We start from the raw sequence: 17,577 nt of genomic DNA, 5'->3' as shown, positions 1-17,577 counted from the left end.
CGGCCCGCGTGACGTCGCAGACCCCGGTGCTCCTGGTCCTCCACGGCGCGCGGGGCGACCTGGCGCGCCGGATGGTCTACCCCGGCCTCGCCGAGCTCGCGCAGCGCGGGCTGCTCCCCGAGCGGTGGCTGCTGCTCGGGACCGGCCGCCGCCCGACCGACGAGGTGGACCTGCCCGACCTGGTGCACCAGTCGCTCGCGGAGCACGGCGACGACGACCACGCCGGCCTGCTCGACGGGCACGTGCGGTACGCCACCACGTTCCACGGCGACGACCCGGGGGACCTGGTGGGGGCTGTCGACGACGCCCGCCGCGAGCTCACCGCCGACGGCGACGCCGCCGACGTGGTCGTCGTGCACTACCTCGCCGTCCCGCCGTCGTCGTTCGCCCCGATCACGCGGGCGCTGCGGCAGCACGGACTCGTCGACGGCGCGCGCGTGGTGTACGAGAAGCCCTACGGCACGTCTCCGGAGTCGTTCGCCGAGCTGGACTCCCTGGTGCACGAGGTGCTCGACGAGGACCAGGTGTTCCGGATCGACCACTTCCTCGGCAAGGAGGCGACGCAGAACCTGCACGTGCTGCGGTTCGCGAACGAGCTGTTCGGCGGGGTGTGGAGCCGCGAGCACGTCGCGGAGGTGCAGGTCGACGTGCCGGAGACGCTGGACGTCACGGATCGCGTGGACTTCTACGACTCGACGGGCGCTGCGCTCGACATGCTCGTGACGCACCTGTTCCAGGTCGCCGCGGAGGTCGCGATGGAGCCGCCCGCACGGATGGACGCCGCGCACCTGGCGACGGCACGCGAGCACGTGATCGGCTGCTTCCGGCCGCTCGACCCGGCCGAGGACGTCGTGCTCGGGCAGTTCGCGGGCTACCGGGACATCGAGGGCGTGGCGGAGGGCTCGCAGACCGACACGTTCGTGGCGGCGCGGCTGTGGGTCGACAACGACCGCTGGCGCGGGGTGCCGTTCCTGCTGCGCACGGGCAAGCGGATGGCGGTGTCGGCGCAGCGGGTCACGCTGGTGCTGCGCACCCCGGACGAGCTGTTCGGCGAACCCACGGGGCCGGGCCGCATCAGCCTGTCCCTGTCGGGCGACGGGGCGATCGACGTCACGACCACGGTGAAGCAGCCGGGCGCCGAGCTGCGCCTCGCCACCGGCACCGCGTCGCTGTTGCTGGACGACGTCTCGCCGGGCGAGCCGCTGCCGCCGTACGCGTCGCTGCTGCACGACGTCCTGGCGGGCGACCGCACGCTGTTCACGACGCCGCAGGGGCTGCGCTCGGCGTGGGAGGCGTTCGCGCCGCTGCTGGGCCCGGACCGGCCGGAGCCGGAGCCGTACGCCCCGGGCACGTGGGGGCCCGCCCGGGCCGACGCGCTGGCCGGCCCGGACGGGTGGGTCCTCACTCGTAGCTGACGGCGTCCAGCACCTTCATCCGGGCGGCGCGGGTCGCCGGCCACAGCGCGGCCAGCACCCCGACCACCACGGCCAGCGCGAGCATCCCCAGCAGGTTGCCCCACGGGATGACGAGCTCCGAGAGCCCGTCGCTCGCGTACACGGTCGGCAGCGCGGAGGCCAGGGCGACCCCCACGCCGAGCCCGACGACCGTCCCGAACACCGCCGTGAGCACCGACTCGACGGTCACCGTCCCGGCGAGCTGCAGCCGCCCGAGCCCGACCGCGCGGAGCAGGCCGATCTCCCGCGTCCGCTCGATGACCGACAGGGCGAGCGTGTTGACGATGCCGAGCACCGCGATCACGACCGACAGGCCGAGCAGCGCGTACAGGATGACCAGCACCTGGTTCACCTGGTCGGCGAGGGTCGACACGAACTCGTCCTGCGTCATCACCGAGACGACCACGTAGGGCGAGACGGCGGCGGCGACCGCGTCCTGCAGCTCGTCGACACCGACGCCGGGCGCCGCGTCGACGAGCACCGTGTCGATGCTCTGCTGCTCCGCCGGCACGAGGCCGTCGAGCACGGCGGTCGGCACGACCACCGGGGCCCCGATGACGTTGCTGGAGAACACGGCGCCGACGCGCACGTCGCGGTCGCCGGTGAGCCCCTGGACCGTGAGCGTGTCGCCCACCTGCCAGCCGTGCGTCTCGGCGTCGGACTCCTTGACGATCGCGCCGCCGTCCGCGAGCGCGGCGGAGACGTCCCCGTCCACGGTCTCGACATCGATGGCGCGGTCGAACAGGTCGGCTGCGAGGCCGGCGACGTACACGACGGCCTGGTCGTCGCCGCCCTGCTCCGCGACGGGCAGCGGGGCGAACGCGAACGGGTCGGCGGTCCCGACCTCAGGCAGCGCCCCGACGTCCGCGACCGCGCCCGCCGGCACCTCGCGCGTCGCCGACTGCAGCACCAGGTCGCCGTGGAGCTGCGACTCGACCACGCCGGCGACGGACTCCTGCGTCGACACCGCGATCACCGACACCCCGCCGACGAGCGCCATGCCGACCATGAGCGCGCCCGCGGTGTTGGCGGTGCGCCGCGGGTTGCGGACGACGTTCCCGCGGGCGAGCCGGCCCACGGGCCGCAGCAGGCGGACGAACGGCCAGGCCAGCGCACCGACGACCCAGCGGGCGAGGGACGGCGCGAGCATGAGCACCCCGAGGAGCACCGCGCCGGCACCGACCCCGAGCACGGTGCCCGCGGCCTCGGACTCCGGCCGCACCATGGCGGTGACGACCCCGGCCACGCCGAGCGCCGTGAGCACGGTGCCGATCACCGCGCGGACCCGCATGGAGCGCTCGGGCACCGTCACGTCGTCGCGCATCGCCTCCACGGGCGGCACGAGCGCCGCCCGTCGGGCCGGGACCGCCGCGGCCAGCACGCTGACCACCGTGCCGACCACCAGCGAGACGCCGATGGTGGCGCCGTCGACCGGGATCTCGCCCGCGAGGTCCATGCCGACCGCCTCGAGGCCGACCTTGAGCACCTGGACGAGCCCCAGACCGCCGGCGACGCCGACCGCGGACCCGAGCAGGCCGACGACGGCCGCCTGCACCAGGATCGACGCGAACACCTGCAGGGGCGAGGCGCCGACCGCCCGCAGCAGCGCGAACTCCCGCATGCGCTGGCGGACGGACATCGCGAACGTGTTGGAGATGATGAACGCGCCGACGAACAGCGCGATGCCGGCGAACACGAGCAGGAACGTCGTGACGAAGCCGAGCATCTCCCCGATCTCGGCCTTGTTCTCGTCGCGCAGCTCCTGGCCGGACACGGCCTCGAGCCCCGACGGGACGACCTGCGCCACCTCGGCCACGAGGTCCTCCGGCGTGGTGCCGTCCGCCGCGTAGACGGCGATGTCGTTGACGTTGCCGTCCGGGGCGAACAGCCCGTAGCCGGTGTCGGGGTCCACGACGACGATCGTCGCGCCGGCCATCGGGCCGCCGAGGTCGAACGACCCGACGATCGTCACGTCGGTGACCTGCCCGGCGATGACGGCGGTGGTCGTGTCGCCCACGTCGAAGCCCGAGGACTCCAGGGTGTTGGACTCCAGGGCGACCTCGCCGGCCCGCTCCGGCCCCCGCCCCTCGACCATGTCGATCGACGGGTCGTCGGTGACGTAGGGGAACGCGAAGCTCGGCGCCTGCGTGCTCTGCACCGCGGTGCCGTCCGCGCCGACCAGGACGATCGAGCCCTGGATCTCGGGGATGGCGTGCGCGACGCCGTCGAGGTCGGCGACCTGGGCCGCGAGGTCGCGGGGGACGCCCGCCCCGACGGACGACCCGTTCGTCACCGAGGCCCCCTCCGCCGGGGGCACGCGCACGTACACGTCGCCGGGGGCCGCCGCGTCGACGATGCCGTCGAAGGTGGAGGACATCATCTCGCGGAGCGAGAACGTCCCCGCGACGAAGGCCACGCCGAGCGCCACCGCGAGCAGCGACAGCAGGAACCGGACCAGGTGCGCGCGGATGCCCCGGAGCGCGACCCGGCCCATCAGCGCACCCCGTCGGCGACACCCGCGGCGACGGGGGACGGCCGCAGCGACGTGAGGGTCGCGAGGACGGTCTCCGGGGTCGGGTCGGTGAGCTCCCCGACGAGCCGGCCGTCCGCGAGGAACAGCACCCGGTGCGCGTAGGACGCGGCCGTCGGGTCGTGCGTCACCATGACGACGGACTGCCCCAGGCCGTCGACCGAGCGGCGCAGGAACCCGAGGACCTCGCCGGAGGACGTGGAGTCGAGGTTGCCGGTCGGCTCGTCCGCGAACACCACCGCCGGGCGGGACACCAGGGCGCGGGCGCACGCGACGCGCTGCTGCTGGCCGCCCGACAGCTCGGTGGGCTTGTGGTCCAGGCGGTCCGCGAGCCCGACGGCCTGCACGACCGCGTCGAGGTGCGCGCGATCGACCGGGCGGCGCGCGATGTCGAGCGGCAGGGTGATGTTCTCGAGGGCCGTGAGGGTCGGCACCAGGTTGAACGCCTGGAACACGAACCCGAGCCGGTCGCGGCGCAGGCGGGTGAGCTGTCGCTCGTTCATCGCGCTGACCTCGAGGCCGTCGACGACGACCGAGCCGGCGTTCGCGCGGTCCAGGCCGGCCATGCAGTGCATGAGGGTGGACTTGCCGGAGCCGGACGGCCCCATGATCGCCGTGAGCCCGCCCCGGGCGAAGTCCACGTCGACGCCCGCGAGGGCGTGCACGGCGGTGTCGCCCGATCCGTAGGTCTTCACCAGACCGCGTGCACTCGCGATCGGGGTGGCGTCGGTGGAAGTCATGGTCTCCAGTTCCTGTGCGTCGGATGTCAGCAGGACGATCGTGGCCCGGGTGGTGGTGCGGGGGGCATCCGGGACCACCCTGGTCCGCCCCTGACCGACCCCCGGGAGATCGGGGCCGCGACCCTGAGTGTGCAGGTCACGAGGGTGCGGGGACTGGGTCGGAGGGCCCGCGCCGCGTGCCGCGGTGGCCCGGCTCCGCGGGCGCGACCGCCCCGGATACAGTGTGGCGCACGTCACAGCTGGCGCCTAGGCTGGTGGGCGGGGTGCTCCGATGCCGTGGTCCCTGCTGTTCTGGTTGCTCGCGCCGTCGCTGGCGTTCGTCGTCGTGCTCGCGCTCGTGCCCGGCGGTGAGCCGTCCCCCCGGCGGCGGGCGGTGCAGGCGCGCCTGCGGGCGGGCGTCGCCGGTCAGCTCGACCGCGTCGCCGCGCGGGTCCGGCACGGGCGCTCCGTGCCCCCGCCCGACCCGTTCGACGCGCTGCACGTGCAGCTGAGGCTCGGGATCGTGACGCAGCACCTGCAGCAGCTGGAGGCCGATCCGCACGCCTGGGCGCGTGCGGAGCGGATCATCGCGAGCCAGCTCGCGTACGACGCGCTGCTGGCGGACGCGTGCCGCCTGGCGGGCGTCGAGGTGTTCCCGCGCGCGAAGGGCGACCCGTGGGAGCGGATGCGCGAGGAGGTCGAGCTCGCGGCGCGCGGCTGGACGTGGTGACCGACGACCCGTGCAGCAGGGCCGTGCACCCCCGGGCGCCACCCCGGGCTCCGACGGCGTCCCGGGCCGGCTCAGCCCGCGACGACCGTGAGCGTGCTCGACCCGTCGGGTCGGCGGCGCACCTCGATCCGCTCGGCCACCGCCTGCTTGAGGGTCTCCACGTGCGACACGACGCCGACGACCCGGCCGCCGGCACGCAGCCTGCCGAGCTCGGCGAGGACGGCGTCGAGCGTGTGCGGGTCGAGGGTGCCGAAGCCCTCGTCGATGAACAGGGTGCCGAGCTCGACCCCGCCGGCTTCCGCCATGACGACGTCGGCCATCCCCAGCGCGAGGCACAGCGACACGTAGAACGTCTCGCCACCGGACAGCGTCCGCGGGTCACGGGCCGACCCCGTGGTGTGGTCGAGCACCCGCATCGCGAGCCCGGTGCGCCGGCTGCGCACGTCCTCGCGCTCGTCCGACCGCTCGAGCTCGTAGCGCCCGTCGGACATCTCGCGGAGCCGCTCGTTGGCGGCGGCGACGACGTCCTCGAACCGGCGGACCAGCACGTACGTGGCGAGCGACAGCGCGGCGGCGTTGTCGGCGTCGGTGCCGCCCGCGAGGCGGGCCATCCGCAGCACGGGGCCGGCGTCGCGCTCGGCGGCCGACAGGCCCGAGACGCCCTCGACGACGTGCCGCGCCGCGTCGGCCGCGCGGCCGAGGCGGTCGCGGACCGAGCCGTGGGCGGCACCGGCGGCGTCGGCCGTCGCGGTGGCCTCGGCGAGGGCGGACTCGAGCTCCGCGAGCCGGATCGCGAGGGCGTCGGGCCCCTCGTCGCCGAGGTCGGCGAGCTCGGGGTCACGCAGTCCCTCCTCGACGAGGGCGACGGCCGTGCGGTGCGCCTCGACCGCCCGCTCGACGGCGGCCACGTCCCCCGACGCCGCGACGGCGGCGCGGGCCGCGTCCTCCGCGGTCGTGCCGGCGTCCTCCTCGGCCCCGGCCGCGAACCCGTGCTCGACGAGCAGCAGGCGCAGCTCCGCCTCGCGGTCCGCGGCGACCCGGCCGGCCTGGGCGTGCCGGGCCAGGGCGTCGCGCACGGCGTCCGCGGCGTCGACCCGTGCCTGCTCCGCGCCCTGCCGTGCGACGACCGTCGAGTGGCCGGCACGGGCCTCGGCGACCTCGGCGGCGTCCCGGTCGAGCTCCTCCTGCGCCCGCGTCAGCGCGTGCGCCGCCTCCGCCAGCTCGTCGGCGAGGCGGGACCGGCCCGCGCGCAGCTCCTCGGTGACACGGTCGTGGTCGGCCACGGCGTCCCGGAGCCGGTCGCGCGTCCCGGCGGCGGCGCGCGCCTCCGCGAGGAGGGTCCGGCGGTGCCCGACCTCGTCCTCCGCGTGCCGCTGCAGCGCCGCGACGTCCCGCACCGACCCACCCTGAGCGACCCCGTCCCGCGCGGCGTCGTCCCGCACGGCGCTGTCCTGCACGGCGCTCTCCGGCTCGGTGTCGTCCCGTCGGGAGGTCGTGGCGCCGACCCGCTCCCGCAGCGCCGCGCAGCGCTCGGTCAGCGCGACGACGGCCGCGTCGCGCTCCCGCACGTCCGCCTCCGCGGCCCGGCGGCGCTCCTCCGCGGCGGCGACGTCCTCCTCGCGCACGTGGTCCGCGCCGAGCGGCGCGGGTCGGGGGTGCTCCGCCGCGCCGCACACCGGGCACGGCTCGCCGTCCGTGAGCCCGGCGGCGAGCTCGCCGGCGAAGCCCTCGAGCCGGGCGGTCCGCAGGCGCGCCTCCTCCTGGACCGCGACCCCGGCCACGGCGGCGGCGCCCGCGCGCTGCCGGGTCGCCTCCGCGAGCTCCCCCTCGGCCGCGCGCAGGTCACGCACGGCGGCGAGCAGCGCCTCGGCGTCCGCGACGTCGCGGGCGCGCGCGGGCTCGGTCGCGGCGAGGCCGGTCGCGTCGTCGAGCTCGGCGAGCAGCGCCTGCCGCTCCGTCGGGCGGGCGGCGAGCACCTCGTCCGCGTCGGCGATGGCACGCGCCCGTGCCGTCTGGCGGTCGCGCAGGCGGTCGAGCTCCCGGCGGCGGGCGGGCAGCCCGTCCTCGAGCGCGACGACCCGCCGCAGGGTCGCGACGAGGGCGGCCCCGGCGTCACGCTCCGCGGCGAGGGAGTCCGGCAGCGTGGCGTCGGCCAGGGCGGCGTCGGTGTCCGCGGGCGCCAGCCCTCCCGGCGCGGCGTCGAGGGCGGCGCGCAGCTCCTTCTCGGCACCGGCGGACGCCGCCCGGGCCTCGTCGAGGCCGCGCAGCGCCGGGCGCACGACCGCCGCCCGGCGTGCCCGGTCGAGCCGCCGGAGGTCCGCCGCGTGCTGATCGGCCGCGGCGGCGAGCCGCTCGCGCTCGACCACCAGGGAGGTGCGGCGCCGGACGAGCCGCAGCCGCCGGCCGGCCTCGTCGGTGGCCGCCCGGACGGTCGCGGCCCGCCGCGCGGCGGCCCGGGCGGACTCCTCCGCGGCAGCGGCCTCGGCGCGGAGCACGCCCAGGCGCTCCTCCACCAGCGCGGCGACCGTGGACGGGTCCTCCGTGGCCGCGTCGCGCAGCTCGGCGACCCCGTCGTCGTCCGCGCCGGAGGCGCCGGCGAACCGGGCGGCGCACTCCTGGACCCGGCCGCGGGCCTCGGCGACGGCCCGGGACGCCTCCCGCCCGAGCTCCTGGAGGCGCTGCTGCAGCCGGTCGTAGACCTCGGTGCCGAAGATCCGCTGCAGGAGGCCGCGGCGCTGCTCGGGGTCGGCCCGCAGGAACGCCGCGAACTCACCCTGCGGCAGCACCATGGTCTGGACGAACTGCGCGCGGTCGAGCCCGACCACCCGCGTGAGCTCGGCCCCGGCCTCGTCCAGCCGGGTCGACAGGAGCTCGCCGTCCGCGTCGTCCGGCTCCCCCGAGGCCGGTACCGCGGTCAGCCGCCAGAGCTTGACCGTCGCCTGCTGGCGCACGGTGCCGGAGCCCCGGCGCTTCGGCCGGTCGTACGCGGGGGTGCGCCGCACGCGGTAGACGCCCGCCCCGGTCTCGAGGACCAGGTCGACGACCGTCTCGACGTCCTCCCCCGCGAACGCGGAGCGCAGCCGGTCCTCGCTCGCGGCCGCGGACGCGACCTTGCCGTACAGCGCGAACACCACGGCGTCGATGACGGTCGACTTGCCCGCGCCCGTGGGGCCCTCCAGCAGGAACAGCCCCCCGGCGGACAGGGCGGCGAAGTCGACCGTGTGCCGCCCGGCGAACGGTCCGACGGCCTGCAGCGTGAGGGTGTGCAGCCGCATCAGGCGCTCCGCTCCGCCGCGGCCGCGTCCTCGTAGGCGCGCCGCAGCACGGCCGCCTCGGCGCCCGTCGGCGGGGCGCCGGTCACGTGCGCCACGAACTCGGCGGCCACCTCGAGCGGGTCGCGGGCGGCGGTCACCTCACTCGTCCGTCCGGCCGTGGCGCGGGCGGGCGGGCGGTGCTGCACGACGAGCGCGTGCGGGAACCGGCCGCGCACGCGGGCGTAGAGGTCGGCCGGTCGGAGCTCGTCCGTGACCGTGACGCGCACCCAGTCGTCCACGTGCGGCTCGCCCGCCTCGCCGAGCAGCTCCGCCAGCGTGCCCGTGACGTCCGCGAGCCGGCGCGGCACCGGTGCCGGGACCAGGCGCACCTGGACCGGCCCCTCGGGCGTGAGGTCCACCAGCGCGGTCGACTTGGTGTGGCGCGCCTCCGAGAACGAGTACGCCAGCGGCGAGCCGGCGTACCGCAGCACCGTCCGGGCGGCTGCGTCCCCGACCCGCTGCGGGCCGTGCAGGTGCCCGAGCGCGACGTAGTCGACGCCGCCGAACACCGCCGTGGGCGCGTGGTCGACGCCCCCGACGCGGATGTCCCGCTCGGACTCGCTGGCGGCGCCCCCGACGACGAAGGCGTGCGCCAGCACCACCGAGCGCGGCGTCGGGCGGCCCGCGGCCAGGGCGTCGGCGGTCCGCGCGGCCAGGTCGGCGCGCACGCGGTCCATCGCGGCGCCGAGCACCGCAGCGTGCGACCGCGGGAGCGGCTCCTCCCCGGGCGCGAGCGTGTGGCGGGCGGCGTCGGGGTCGAGGTACGGCAGGCCGTACACGAGCACGTCGCCGTCCGGGGACGGCAGCACGACGGGCCGCCCGACCTGGTCGGCGCGCGCCACCACGCGGACGCGATCGGTCAGCAGGTCGGACCCGAAGCCCAGGCGGACGGCGGAGTCGTGGTTGCCCGGGGTCAGCACGACGACCGCGTGCTCGGCGAGCCGCGCGAGCGCCGCGGAGAGCTGGGCGACCGACTCGACCGGGGGGATCGCGCGGTCGTACACGTCACCCGCCACGAGCACGGCGTCGACCTGCTCGTCCCGGACCACCTCGACCAGGTGGTCGAGGAACACCTGCTGGTGCGCCGTCAGGTCGACCCCGTGCAGGGTCCGCCCGAGGTGCCAGTCGGAGGTGTGGAGCAGGCGCATGCGTCGAACGTAGCCGCGGGCACCCACACCGGTCGCCACCCACCCCGTCCCCTGTGGAGGGACGGCGTGGCGGGGGGATGTGGAGGAGTCGCCGCCCTCCACGTCAGGCGACGGCGGGCTGGTCCTCGATCTCGAGCTCACCCGACATCCCGAGCAGCTCCAGCTTCTCCAGCACCTCGCGCCCCGGGTCGCGCAGCGTGAGCCGCTGACCCGTCTCGGAGGCGGCCAGGTGGAGCTGCAGCACGAACGCCAGACCGGACGAGTCGATGAACGTCACCCCGGAGGCGTCGACGACGATGGGAGCGGTGCTCGCCAGCGCCTGCGCCATCGACGCGCTGGCCTCCGCGCGCAGGGCGCCGTCGACCTCTCCCCACAGCCGGACCACCGTGCGCCCGTGCGCGGTGGTCACCCCGATGCCGCCCATGGGGCCGGTGGGATCCTCGGTCAGGTCCATCTGTCCTCGTCTTCTCGTCGTCGGGGCCGCGGAGATCATTCACCGGTGCAGCCGGTCGCGCACCCGCTGGCGCCCGCCCCGGCCTCCTCGTCGGGCCTCGTCCAGGGGAACGCGCGCACCGGCCCGGAAAGTTCCCCTCCGCAGGGGAGGGTTTGACCCGGGCTTGACCCGGGCCCTCGGGCACCGCTCAGCCGCGGTCCTCCGGCGCGGGATCCGTGACGTCCGCCACGGTCGCGCCGAGCACCCGCACGAGGTCGTCGCCGGCGAGCGTCGCGCCCACGCCGTGGCCCCCGCCGCCGATCGAGACCGTGCGGCCGGCCACCCGCGCGTCCGCGACCACGGGCCACGCCCGCAGGGACCCGAACGGCGTGATCGTGCCGCGCTCGTACCCGGTCACGTCGCGGGCGGTCGCCGCGTCCGGCATCGACATCCGGCTGGTGCCGAGCAGCGACCGGAGCTTCGGCCAGGAGATCGACCGGTCGCCGGGCACGAGGACGAACAGGAAGTCGTCGTCGCCGCGGCGGACGACGAGCGTCTTGACGATCGCCGCCGGCTCGACGCCGCGCGCCGCGGCCGCCTCGGCCAGCGACCCGACACGCCCGTGCCGCACGAGCGTGTGCGGGATGCCGGCATCGGCGAGCGCCTGCGCCGCGCGGCGCTCGCCCTCCGTCACGGGGGCCGCCGCGGCCGCGCCGTCGCCGGCCGGGGAGTCGCTCTGCGTCATGCCCGCCACCCTACGAGCGCCCTCCGACACGAGCCCGCCGTCCTCGACGCGCGCGGTCGTCCCGTGCCACGTGCGGCGCAGCCACCGGTCGTGCGACGCCACGACCACCGCCCCCGGGGCGCACCGCAGCGCCTCGGCCAGCTCGTCCGCGAGCGCCAGGGAGATGTGGTTGGTCGGCTCGTCGAGCAGCAGCACGTCGGGTGCCTGCGCGACGAGCAGCGCGAGGACGACCCGCCGCCGCTGGCCCACGGACAGCTCGCGCAAGGGCCGGTCCGCGTCCCGGGGCGCCACCAGCCCGAGCTCGACGAGCGGCACCGCGCCGGCGACGCCGCCCGTCACCAGGCCGTACACCTCCCGGGGCGTGCGCGGGTCGTCCGCGAGGCCCACGTCCTGCTCGAGCAGCGCCACCCGAGCCCCCCGGGCGCGGTGCACCGAGCCCCGCGCCGGCACCAGGTCGCCCGCGAGCAGGTGCAGCAGCGTCGACTTGCCGGAGCCGTTCGGACCGGTGACGAGCAGCGCGGTGTCCCGGTGCACGTCGAGCGCCGGGACGGACAGCCGACCGGGCACCTGCGCGCCCCGCACCGCCAGCACCGTCCCGTCCTGACGGGCCGCAGCCGTGAGCGTCCCCCGGAACGCGAGCCCGCGCGGCGGTCGTCGCACCGGCGCCGCCTCGATCTCGTCCAGCCGGCGGCGCGCGTCCCGCACCCGGCGCGACACCTGGTGCGCGACCCGGTCCCCGTAGCGCCCGTAGGCCATCTTGTTCCGGTCCGCCATCGCGCGGCCGGGCGCGACCGCGCGGGCCGACCCGTCGCCGGCGAGGGACGCGCGCAGCGCCGCGACCTCCTCGCGCTCGGCCTCCCAGCGCTCCTGCCACTGCCGGCGGGCCACCCGCTGCGCCTCCCGGTAGTCCGAGAACCGCCCGCCGACGACCCGCGGACCCCCGGGCACCGGGTCGAGGTCGAGCACCTCGGTGCCCACCTCGTCGAGGAACACCCGGTCGTGGCTCGCGAGCACCACGGCGCCGGGCAGCTCCACCAGGGCCGCCGCGAGGAACTCGGCCGCCGCGTCGTCCAGGTGGTTCGTCGGCTCGTCCAGCAGCACGGCGCCCGGGCGTCGGACCAGCACCGCCGCGAGCGCCAGCCGGCTCCGCTCGCCGCCGGACAAGGTGCCGCTGGGCCGGTCCGGGTCGACACCGCCGAGCCCGAGGCCCGCGAGCACGCGCTGGGCCCGGGCGTCGGCGTCCCAGACGTCGGCGGCCTGCGCCCGGGCGAGGGCCAGGTCGTACGCCGTCTCCGCCGCCGGTCCGGCACCGGGGTCGGCGAGCGCCGCCGCCGTCCGCTCCAGGTCGGCCGCGAGCGCGCGCACCACCGCGAGCGCGTCCTCGAGCACGTCGTGGACGGTCGCCCCCGGCCCGAACGGCGGCTCCTGGTGCAGGTACGCCAGGTCAGCGGGCCGTGAGACGGTGCCGCCGTCAGGGCGGTCCACGCCGGCGAGCAGCCGCAGCAGGGTGGACTTGCCGGCGCCGTTCTCGCCGACGACGGCCAGACGGTGGCCGGGGTCCACGGAGAGGCTCACGTCCGTGAGGACGCGGCGGTCGCCGAGCACGCGGGAGACGCCGACGGCACGCAGCACGGGCGTGCGGGACGACGCGGGAGACGCGGGAACAGGGCTGCCGGGTACCGGCACGGGATCACCACCAGCGGCGCGGCCGCGCGGACGGGCGCGGGCCGACGCGAGTCGAGGGACGGGACTCGGGGCCGCTCAGATCCACATGGCGACGACGGTAGGCGCGCCGGCACGAGGCGTCGAGGCCTTTTGCGGCCCCGCGCCCGCCGATCGCCCTGCGCGAATCGGATCGCGCCCGGCCGCCGCGAGCGGTGACAATGGTGCGCCGTGACTGACGCCGACCCCGCCTCCCCCGCACCCGCCCCCCGGCGGCGCGGTCGGCGACCCGGGCGGGGACGCGGCGGGAGCCGCCCGGCAGCCGGGGCACCCGCAGCGGCCGGCGCGCCCGGGGGCCCCGACCAGGGGCAGCCGACGGGCGGGCCCCGCGGCGCCGGCGCGCACGGGCGCCGGGGCGGTGCGGGCCGCGGACGCCGCCTCGCCGCCCTGGCCGACGCCCGCCGCGCGGCCGTCCTGCCGCCGGTCACCTACCCGGAGCAGCTCCCCGTCTCGGCCCGCCGCGCGGAGATCGCCGCCGCGATCCGGGACCACCAGGTCGTCATCGTCGCGGGCGAGACCGGATCCGGGAAGACCACGCAGCTCCCGAAGATCGCGCTGGAGCTCGGGCGCGGCCGGGACGGGCAGATCGGGCACACGCAGCCCCGGCGGATCGCCGCCCGCACGGTCGCGGAGCGCATCGCCGACGAGCTGGGGACGACCATCGGCGAGCTGGTCGGCTACCAGGTGCGGTTCACCGACGAGTCGTCGGACCGGACGCTCGTCAAGGTGATGACGGACGGCATCCTGCTCGCGCAGATCCAGCGGGACCCGGAGCTGCGCCAGTACGACACGCTCATCATCGACGAGGCGCACGAGCGCTCGTTGAACATCGACTTCGTCCTCGGGTACCTCGCGCAGCTGCTGCCGCGACGCCCGGACCTCAAGGTGGTCATCACCTCCGCGACCATCGACTCGGCGCGGTTCGCGGCCCACTTCGCCGGACCGGCGACGCCGGAGCACCCCGAGGGCGCACCCGCTCCGGTCGTCGAGGTCACCGGGCGCACCTACCCCGTGGAGGTCCGGTACCGGCCGCTGTCCCCCGACCGGCCCACCGACGACCCGGACGACGCCCCGGCCCGGCGTACCGCGCCGGCGGCGAAGGACGCCGCCAGGGACGAGGACCGCGACCTCATGACGGCGATCTGCGAGGCCGTCGACGAGCTCGCCGCCGAGGGGCCCGGCGACGTGCTGGTGTTCCTGTCCGGCGAGCGGGAGATCCGCGACGCCGAGGAGGCGCTGCGGGGGCACCTGGGCCCACGGGTGCAGGACGCGCGGCGCCCCGACGCGGTCGAGCTGCTGCCGCTGTACGGCCGGCTGTCCGCCGCCGAGCAGCACCGCGTGTTCCAGGCGCACGGCACCCGCCGCGTCGTGCTCGCCACCAACGTCGCCGAGACGTCGTTGACGGTGCCCGGCATCCGCTACGTCGTCGACCCGGGGACCGCCCGCATCTCGCGGTACTCCAAGGCCACGAAGGTGCAGCGGCTGCCGATCGAGCCGATCTCGCAGGCGTCCGCGAACCAGCGGTCCGGGCGCTGCGGGCGCGTCGCCGACGGCATCGCGATCCGGCTGTACTCCGAGGAGGACTACGCCTCCCGCCCGCGGTTCACCGAGCCGGAGATCCTGCGGACGTCCCTGGCGTCCGTGATCCTCCAGATGATCGCGGTCGGCGTCGCCGCGGGGCCGGACGACGTGGCGTCGTTCCCGTTCGTCGACCCGCCGGACGTGCGGGCCGTCCGCGACGGCGTGCAGCTGCTCACCGAGCTCGGCGCGCTCGAGGCCGGGCCGTCGGGCACCCGCCTCACGGACACCGGGCGGGCGCTCGCCCAGCTCCCGATGGACCCGCGGCTGGCGCGGATGATCGTCGAGGGCGGCCGCCGGGGTGTCGCGCGCGAGGTGATGGTCGTGGCCGCCGCGCTGTCGATCCAGGACCCGCGCGAGCGCCCCGTCGAGCAGCGCGCCCAGGCCGACCAGGCGCACGCCCGCTTCGCCGACCCGACCTCGGACTTCCTCACCTACCTCAATCTGTGGCAGTACGTCCGCGACGCGCAGCGCGACCTGTCGGGCTCGGCGTTCCGGCGGCTGTGCCGGTCGGAGTACCTCAACTGGCTGCGGCTGCGCGAGTGGCAGGACGTGGTGACGCAGCTCAAGGAGCTCGCGAAGCCGCTCGGCATCACCGTGAACCCCCCGCGCCGCACCGACCGCGACCTGTCCGCCGGCTCGGCCGACCACGAGGACCCGGCGACGGCCGCGCGCGGCTCGCTGCGGCTCGAGTGGGACGCGGACCGCATCCACGTGGCGCTGCTGTCGGGCCTGCTGTCGCAGATCGGGATGCAGGAGGCGTCCGACCTGTCGGGCGGCGCCCCGCAGCGCGGCCGGGGCCGGGACGGCGGGCGCGCACCCGACCGGCGCGGGCGCAACGAGTACCTCGGCGCGCGGGGTGCGCGGTTCGCGATCTTCCCGGGCTCGGCGCTCGCCAAGAAGCCGCCGGCGTGGGTGATGGCCGGCGAGCTCGTCGAGACCTCCCGGCTGTGGGGGCGGGACGCCGCGCGGATCCAGCCCGAGTGGGCCGAGGAGCTCGCCGGGCACCTGGTGAAGCGGTCGTACTCGGAGCCGTCGTGGTCCTCCAAGCAGGGCGCCGCCATGGCCCTGGAGCGCGTCATGCTCTACGGCGTCCCGATCGTCACGGGTCGGCGGGTGCTGTTCGGGAAGGTGGACGCCGAGCACGCGCGCGAGCTGTTCATCCGGCACGCCCTCGTCGAGGGCGACTGGACGACGCACCACGCGTTCTTCGCGGAGAACCGCCGCCTGCTCGACGAGGCGGAGGACCTGGAGGCGCGGTCCCGGCGGCGCGGGCTCGTGGTGGACGACGACGCGCTGTTCGACTTCTACGACGAGCGGATCCCCGACGACGTGGTGTCCGCGCGCCACTTCGACCAGTGGTGGAAGGGCGCCCGCCGGCAGGACCCCGACCTGCTGACGTTCACGCGCGAGCTGCTGGTCACCGAGGACGCCGCCGACGCCGGCATCGAGGGGGCGTTCCCGTCGACGTGGCCGCAGGGCGACCTGGAGCTGCCGCTGACCTACCAGTTCCAGCCGGGCACCGACGCGGACGGCGTGACCGTCCACGTGCCGCTCGTGGCCCTCGCGCGCGTGCAGCCCGACGGGTTCGACTGGATGGTGCCCGGCCTGCGCGAGGAGCTCGTGACCGCCACGATCCGCGCGCTGCCCAAGCCGGTGCGCGTCCAGCTGGTCCCCGCACCGGACGTGGCGCGGGACGTCGTCGCGTGGTTCGACGCGCACACCGCGTCCTGGGCGGACACGGTCCGCGCCGGGGACGCCGCGCCGTCGTTCCGCGCGACGTTCCGGCAGGCCGTCCGGGCGCTGCGGGACGTCGAGGTGCCCGAGGACGCCGTCGACGAGGACCGGCTGCCGCCGCACCTGCGCATGACGTTCCGCGTGGTCGACGACCGGGGGCGGGTCGTCGACGAGGGCAAGGACCTCGCGGTGCTGCAGCGCCGGCTCGCGGCCCGGACGCAGGACGCCGTCAGCACGGCGGTGCGGTCGGCGGTGCGCGACGCGATGGCCGACGCGGCACGCGGCGACGGCGACCGGGGCCGTGGGGAGCGGACGGCGCCCCGGCCGGCCGCACCCGTACCCGGCGCCGCCCCCGCCGGACGCCCCGCCCCCGCCGCGCTGCCCGGGTTCGACGCCGGGGACCTGTCCACCTGGCCCGACGGCCTGCCCGGCGGCGAGCTGCCCGAGCGCGTCGAGACCACCGACCCCAGCGGCCTCACCGTCCGCGGCTACCCGGCGCTCGTCGAGCACGGCCGCGGCCCGGCGGCCACCGTCCGCGTCGAGGTGCTCGCCGACGCCGGCGAGCAGGCGCTGCGGCACCGCGCCGGGCTGCGCCGCCTGCTGCTGCGCGACGTCGGCCTCGCGACCGCCCGGATCACCAGCCGGTGGACCGGCGCGCAGGCGCTCGCGCTCGCCGCCAGCCCGTACCCGAGCACCGAGGCCCTCGTCTCCGACGTGCAGCTCGCGGCGGTCGACCGCCTGCTCACCGAGCACCTCGCCGGCCGGCCCGCGACGTCCGTCCGCACCGCGGCGGCGTACGCCGAGGCCCGCGCGGTCGTCCGGGACCGTCTGGAGGACGCCACCCACCGCGTCGTCGGGGACGTCGTCGCCGTGCTCGGCGCGGCACGGGACCTCGACGCGGCGGTCCGGGGCACCCGGTCGCTCGCCCTGCTCGGCACGGTCCGGGACGTGCAGGCCCAGGCCGAGGCGCTCGTGCACGACGGGTTCGTCGCCGAGACCGGCGCCGACCGGCTGCCGCACCTCACCCGCTACCTGCGCGCCGCCGCCCACCGGCTCGACAAGGCGGGCGCCAACCCCGCGCGCGACGAGCAGCTCGCCTGGCAGGTGCGCGACCTCGAGCAGCTGCTCGGCCAGACCCGCGCCCGCGTGACCTCCCGGACCCCGGTGCCCGCAGCCCTCGCGGCGCTGGACGACGCCCGGTGGCTGGTCGAGGAGCTGCGGGTCAGCCTGTTCGCGCAGCAGCTCGGCACGCCGGTGCCGGTGAGCGAGAAGCGGATCCGGAAGGCCCTCGCGGCGCTGGGCTGAGCCTGTCGAACGCACTCCGTGTGGGAGGACCACCACCCGACGGGAGGCCGCTCAGGCCCTCCTGGCGTCGGGCAGCGTCGACCACATCGAGTACGGCAAGTACGTCACGGGTGTCCGCCAGCGACCCCTGGCCGTGAAGGGCGCGACTCCTGGCGCGGCACC

9 protein-coding genes are annotated in these 17,577 nt (G+C 76.8%); 3 read left to right on the top strand and 6 right to left on the bottom strand.

Annotated features, from left to right (window positions below):
* Positions 1 to 8 precede the first annotated feature (8 nt).
* Entirely contained in the window at positions 9 to 1,415 is a 1,407-nt protein-coding gene (locus tag K5O09_RS00515; protein ID WP_222170970.1) for a glucose-6-phosphate dehydrogenase, read from the top strand.
* Here K5O09_RS00515 and K5O09_RS00510 read toward each other — a convergent pair.
* Both K5O09_RS00510 and K5O09_RS00505 read right to left on the bottom strand, forming a co-directional pair.
* A complete protein-coding gene (locus K5O09_RS00510; RefSeq protein WP_222170969.1) occupies positions 1,402 to 3,948 on the bottom strand; it encodes an ABC transporter permease in 2,547 nt (848 codons plus the stop codon). The two genes, K5O09_RS00515 and K5O09_RS00510, sit on opposite strands and share 14 nt — an antisense overlap.
* Positions 3,948 to 4,724, bottom strand: coding sequence for an ABC transporter ATP-binding protein (locus tag K5O09_RS00505; RefSeq protein WP_222170968.1), 777 nt, complete (start codon positions 4,722 to 4,724; stop codon positions 3,948 to 3,950). Before K5O09_RS00505 ends, K5O09_RS00510 begins: the two co-directional genes overlap by 1 nt.
* A gap of 271 nt (positions 4,725 to 4,995) precedes the next feature.
* Here K5O09_RS00505 and K5O09_RS00500 point away from each other — a divergent pair, with 271 nt between their 5' ends.
* Positions 4,996 to 5,433: a hypothetical protein gene (locus K5O09_RS00500; RefSeq protein WP_222170967.1), complete on the top strand. Its 438-nt coding sequence runs from the start codon at positions 4,996 to 4,998 to the stop codon at positions 5,431 to 5,433.
* Positions 5,434 to 5,504: 71 nt separating this feature from the next.
* Here the strand turns inward: K5O09_RS00500 and K5O09_RS00495 are convergent, their stop codons facing one another.
* The 4 genes from K5O09_RS00495 to K5O09_RS00480 form a co-directional block, all read right to left on the bottom strand.
* A complete protein-coding gene (locus K5O09_RS00495; protein WP_222170966.1) occupies positions 5,505 to 8,708 on the bottom strand; it encodes an AAA family ATPase in 3,204 nt (1,067 codons plus the stop codon).
* Positions 8,708 to 9,895: an exonuclease SbcCD subunit D gene (locus K5O09_RS00490; RefSeq protein WP_222170965.1), complete on the bottom strand. Its 1,188-nt coding sequence runs from the start codon at positions 9,893 to 9,895 to the stop codon at positions 8,708 to 8,710. The genes K5O09_RS00495 and K5O09_RS00490 overlap by 1 nt, the downstream gene beginning before the upstream one ends.
* 103 nt (positions 9,896 to 9,998) lie before the next feature.
* The gene (locus K5O09_RS00485) at positions 9,999 to 10,349 is read right to left on the bottom strand and encodes an STAS domain-containing protein (RefSeq protein WP_255595931.1); all 351 of its coding nucleotides are present in this window, start codon (positions 10,347 to 10,349) and stop codon (positions 9,999 to 10,001) included.
* Between the two features lie 187 nt (positions 10,350 to 10,536).
* Positions 10,537 to 12,705, bottom strand: a complete 2,169-nt coding sequence (locus K5O09_RS00480) for an ATP-binding cassette domain-containing protein (protein WP_222170964.1) — start codon at positions 12,703 to 12,705, stop codon at positions 10,537 to 10,539.
* A gap of 261 nt (positions 12,706 to 12,966) precedes the next feature.
* Between K5O09_RS00480 and hrpA the strand changes: the two genes are divergently transcribed.
* Positions 12,967 to 17,415, top strand: a complete 4,449-nt coding sequence (gene hrpA, locus K5O09_RS00475) for an ATP-dependent RNA helicase HrpA (RefSeq protein ID WP_222170963.1) — start codon at positions 12,967 to 12,969, stop codon at positions 17,413 to 17,415.
* Positions 17,416 to 17,577: the final 162 nt, after the last annotated feature.

The organism is Cellulomonas sp. C5510 (assembly GCF_019797765.1).
GTDB lineage: Bacteria > Actinomycetota > Actinomycetes > Actinomycetales > Cellulomonadaceae > Cellulomonas.
Note: the sequence above shows the minus strand (reverse complement) of the source record. Positions and strands in the feature narration are given on the sequence as shown.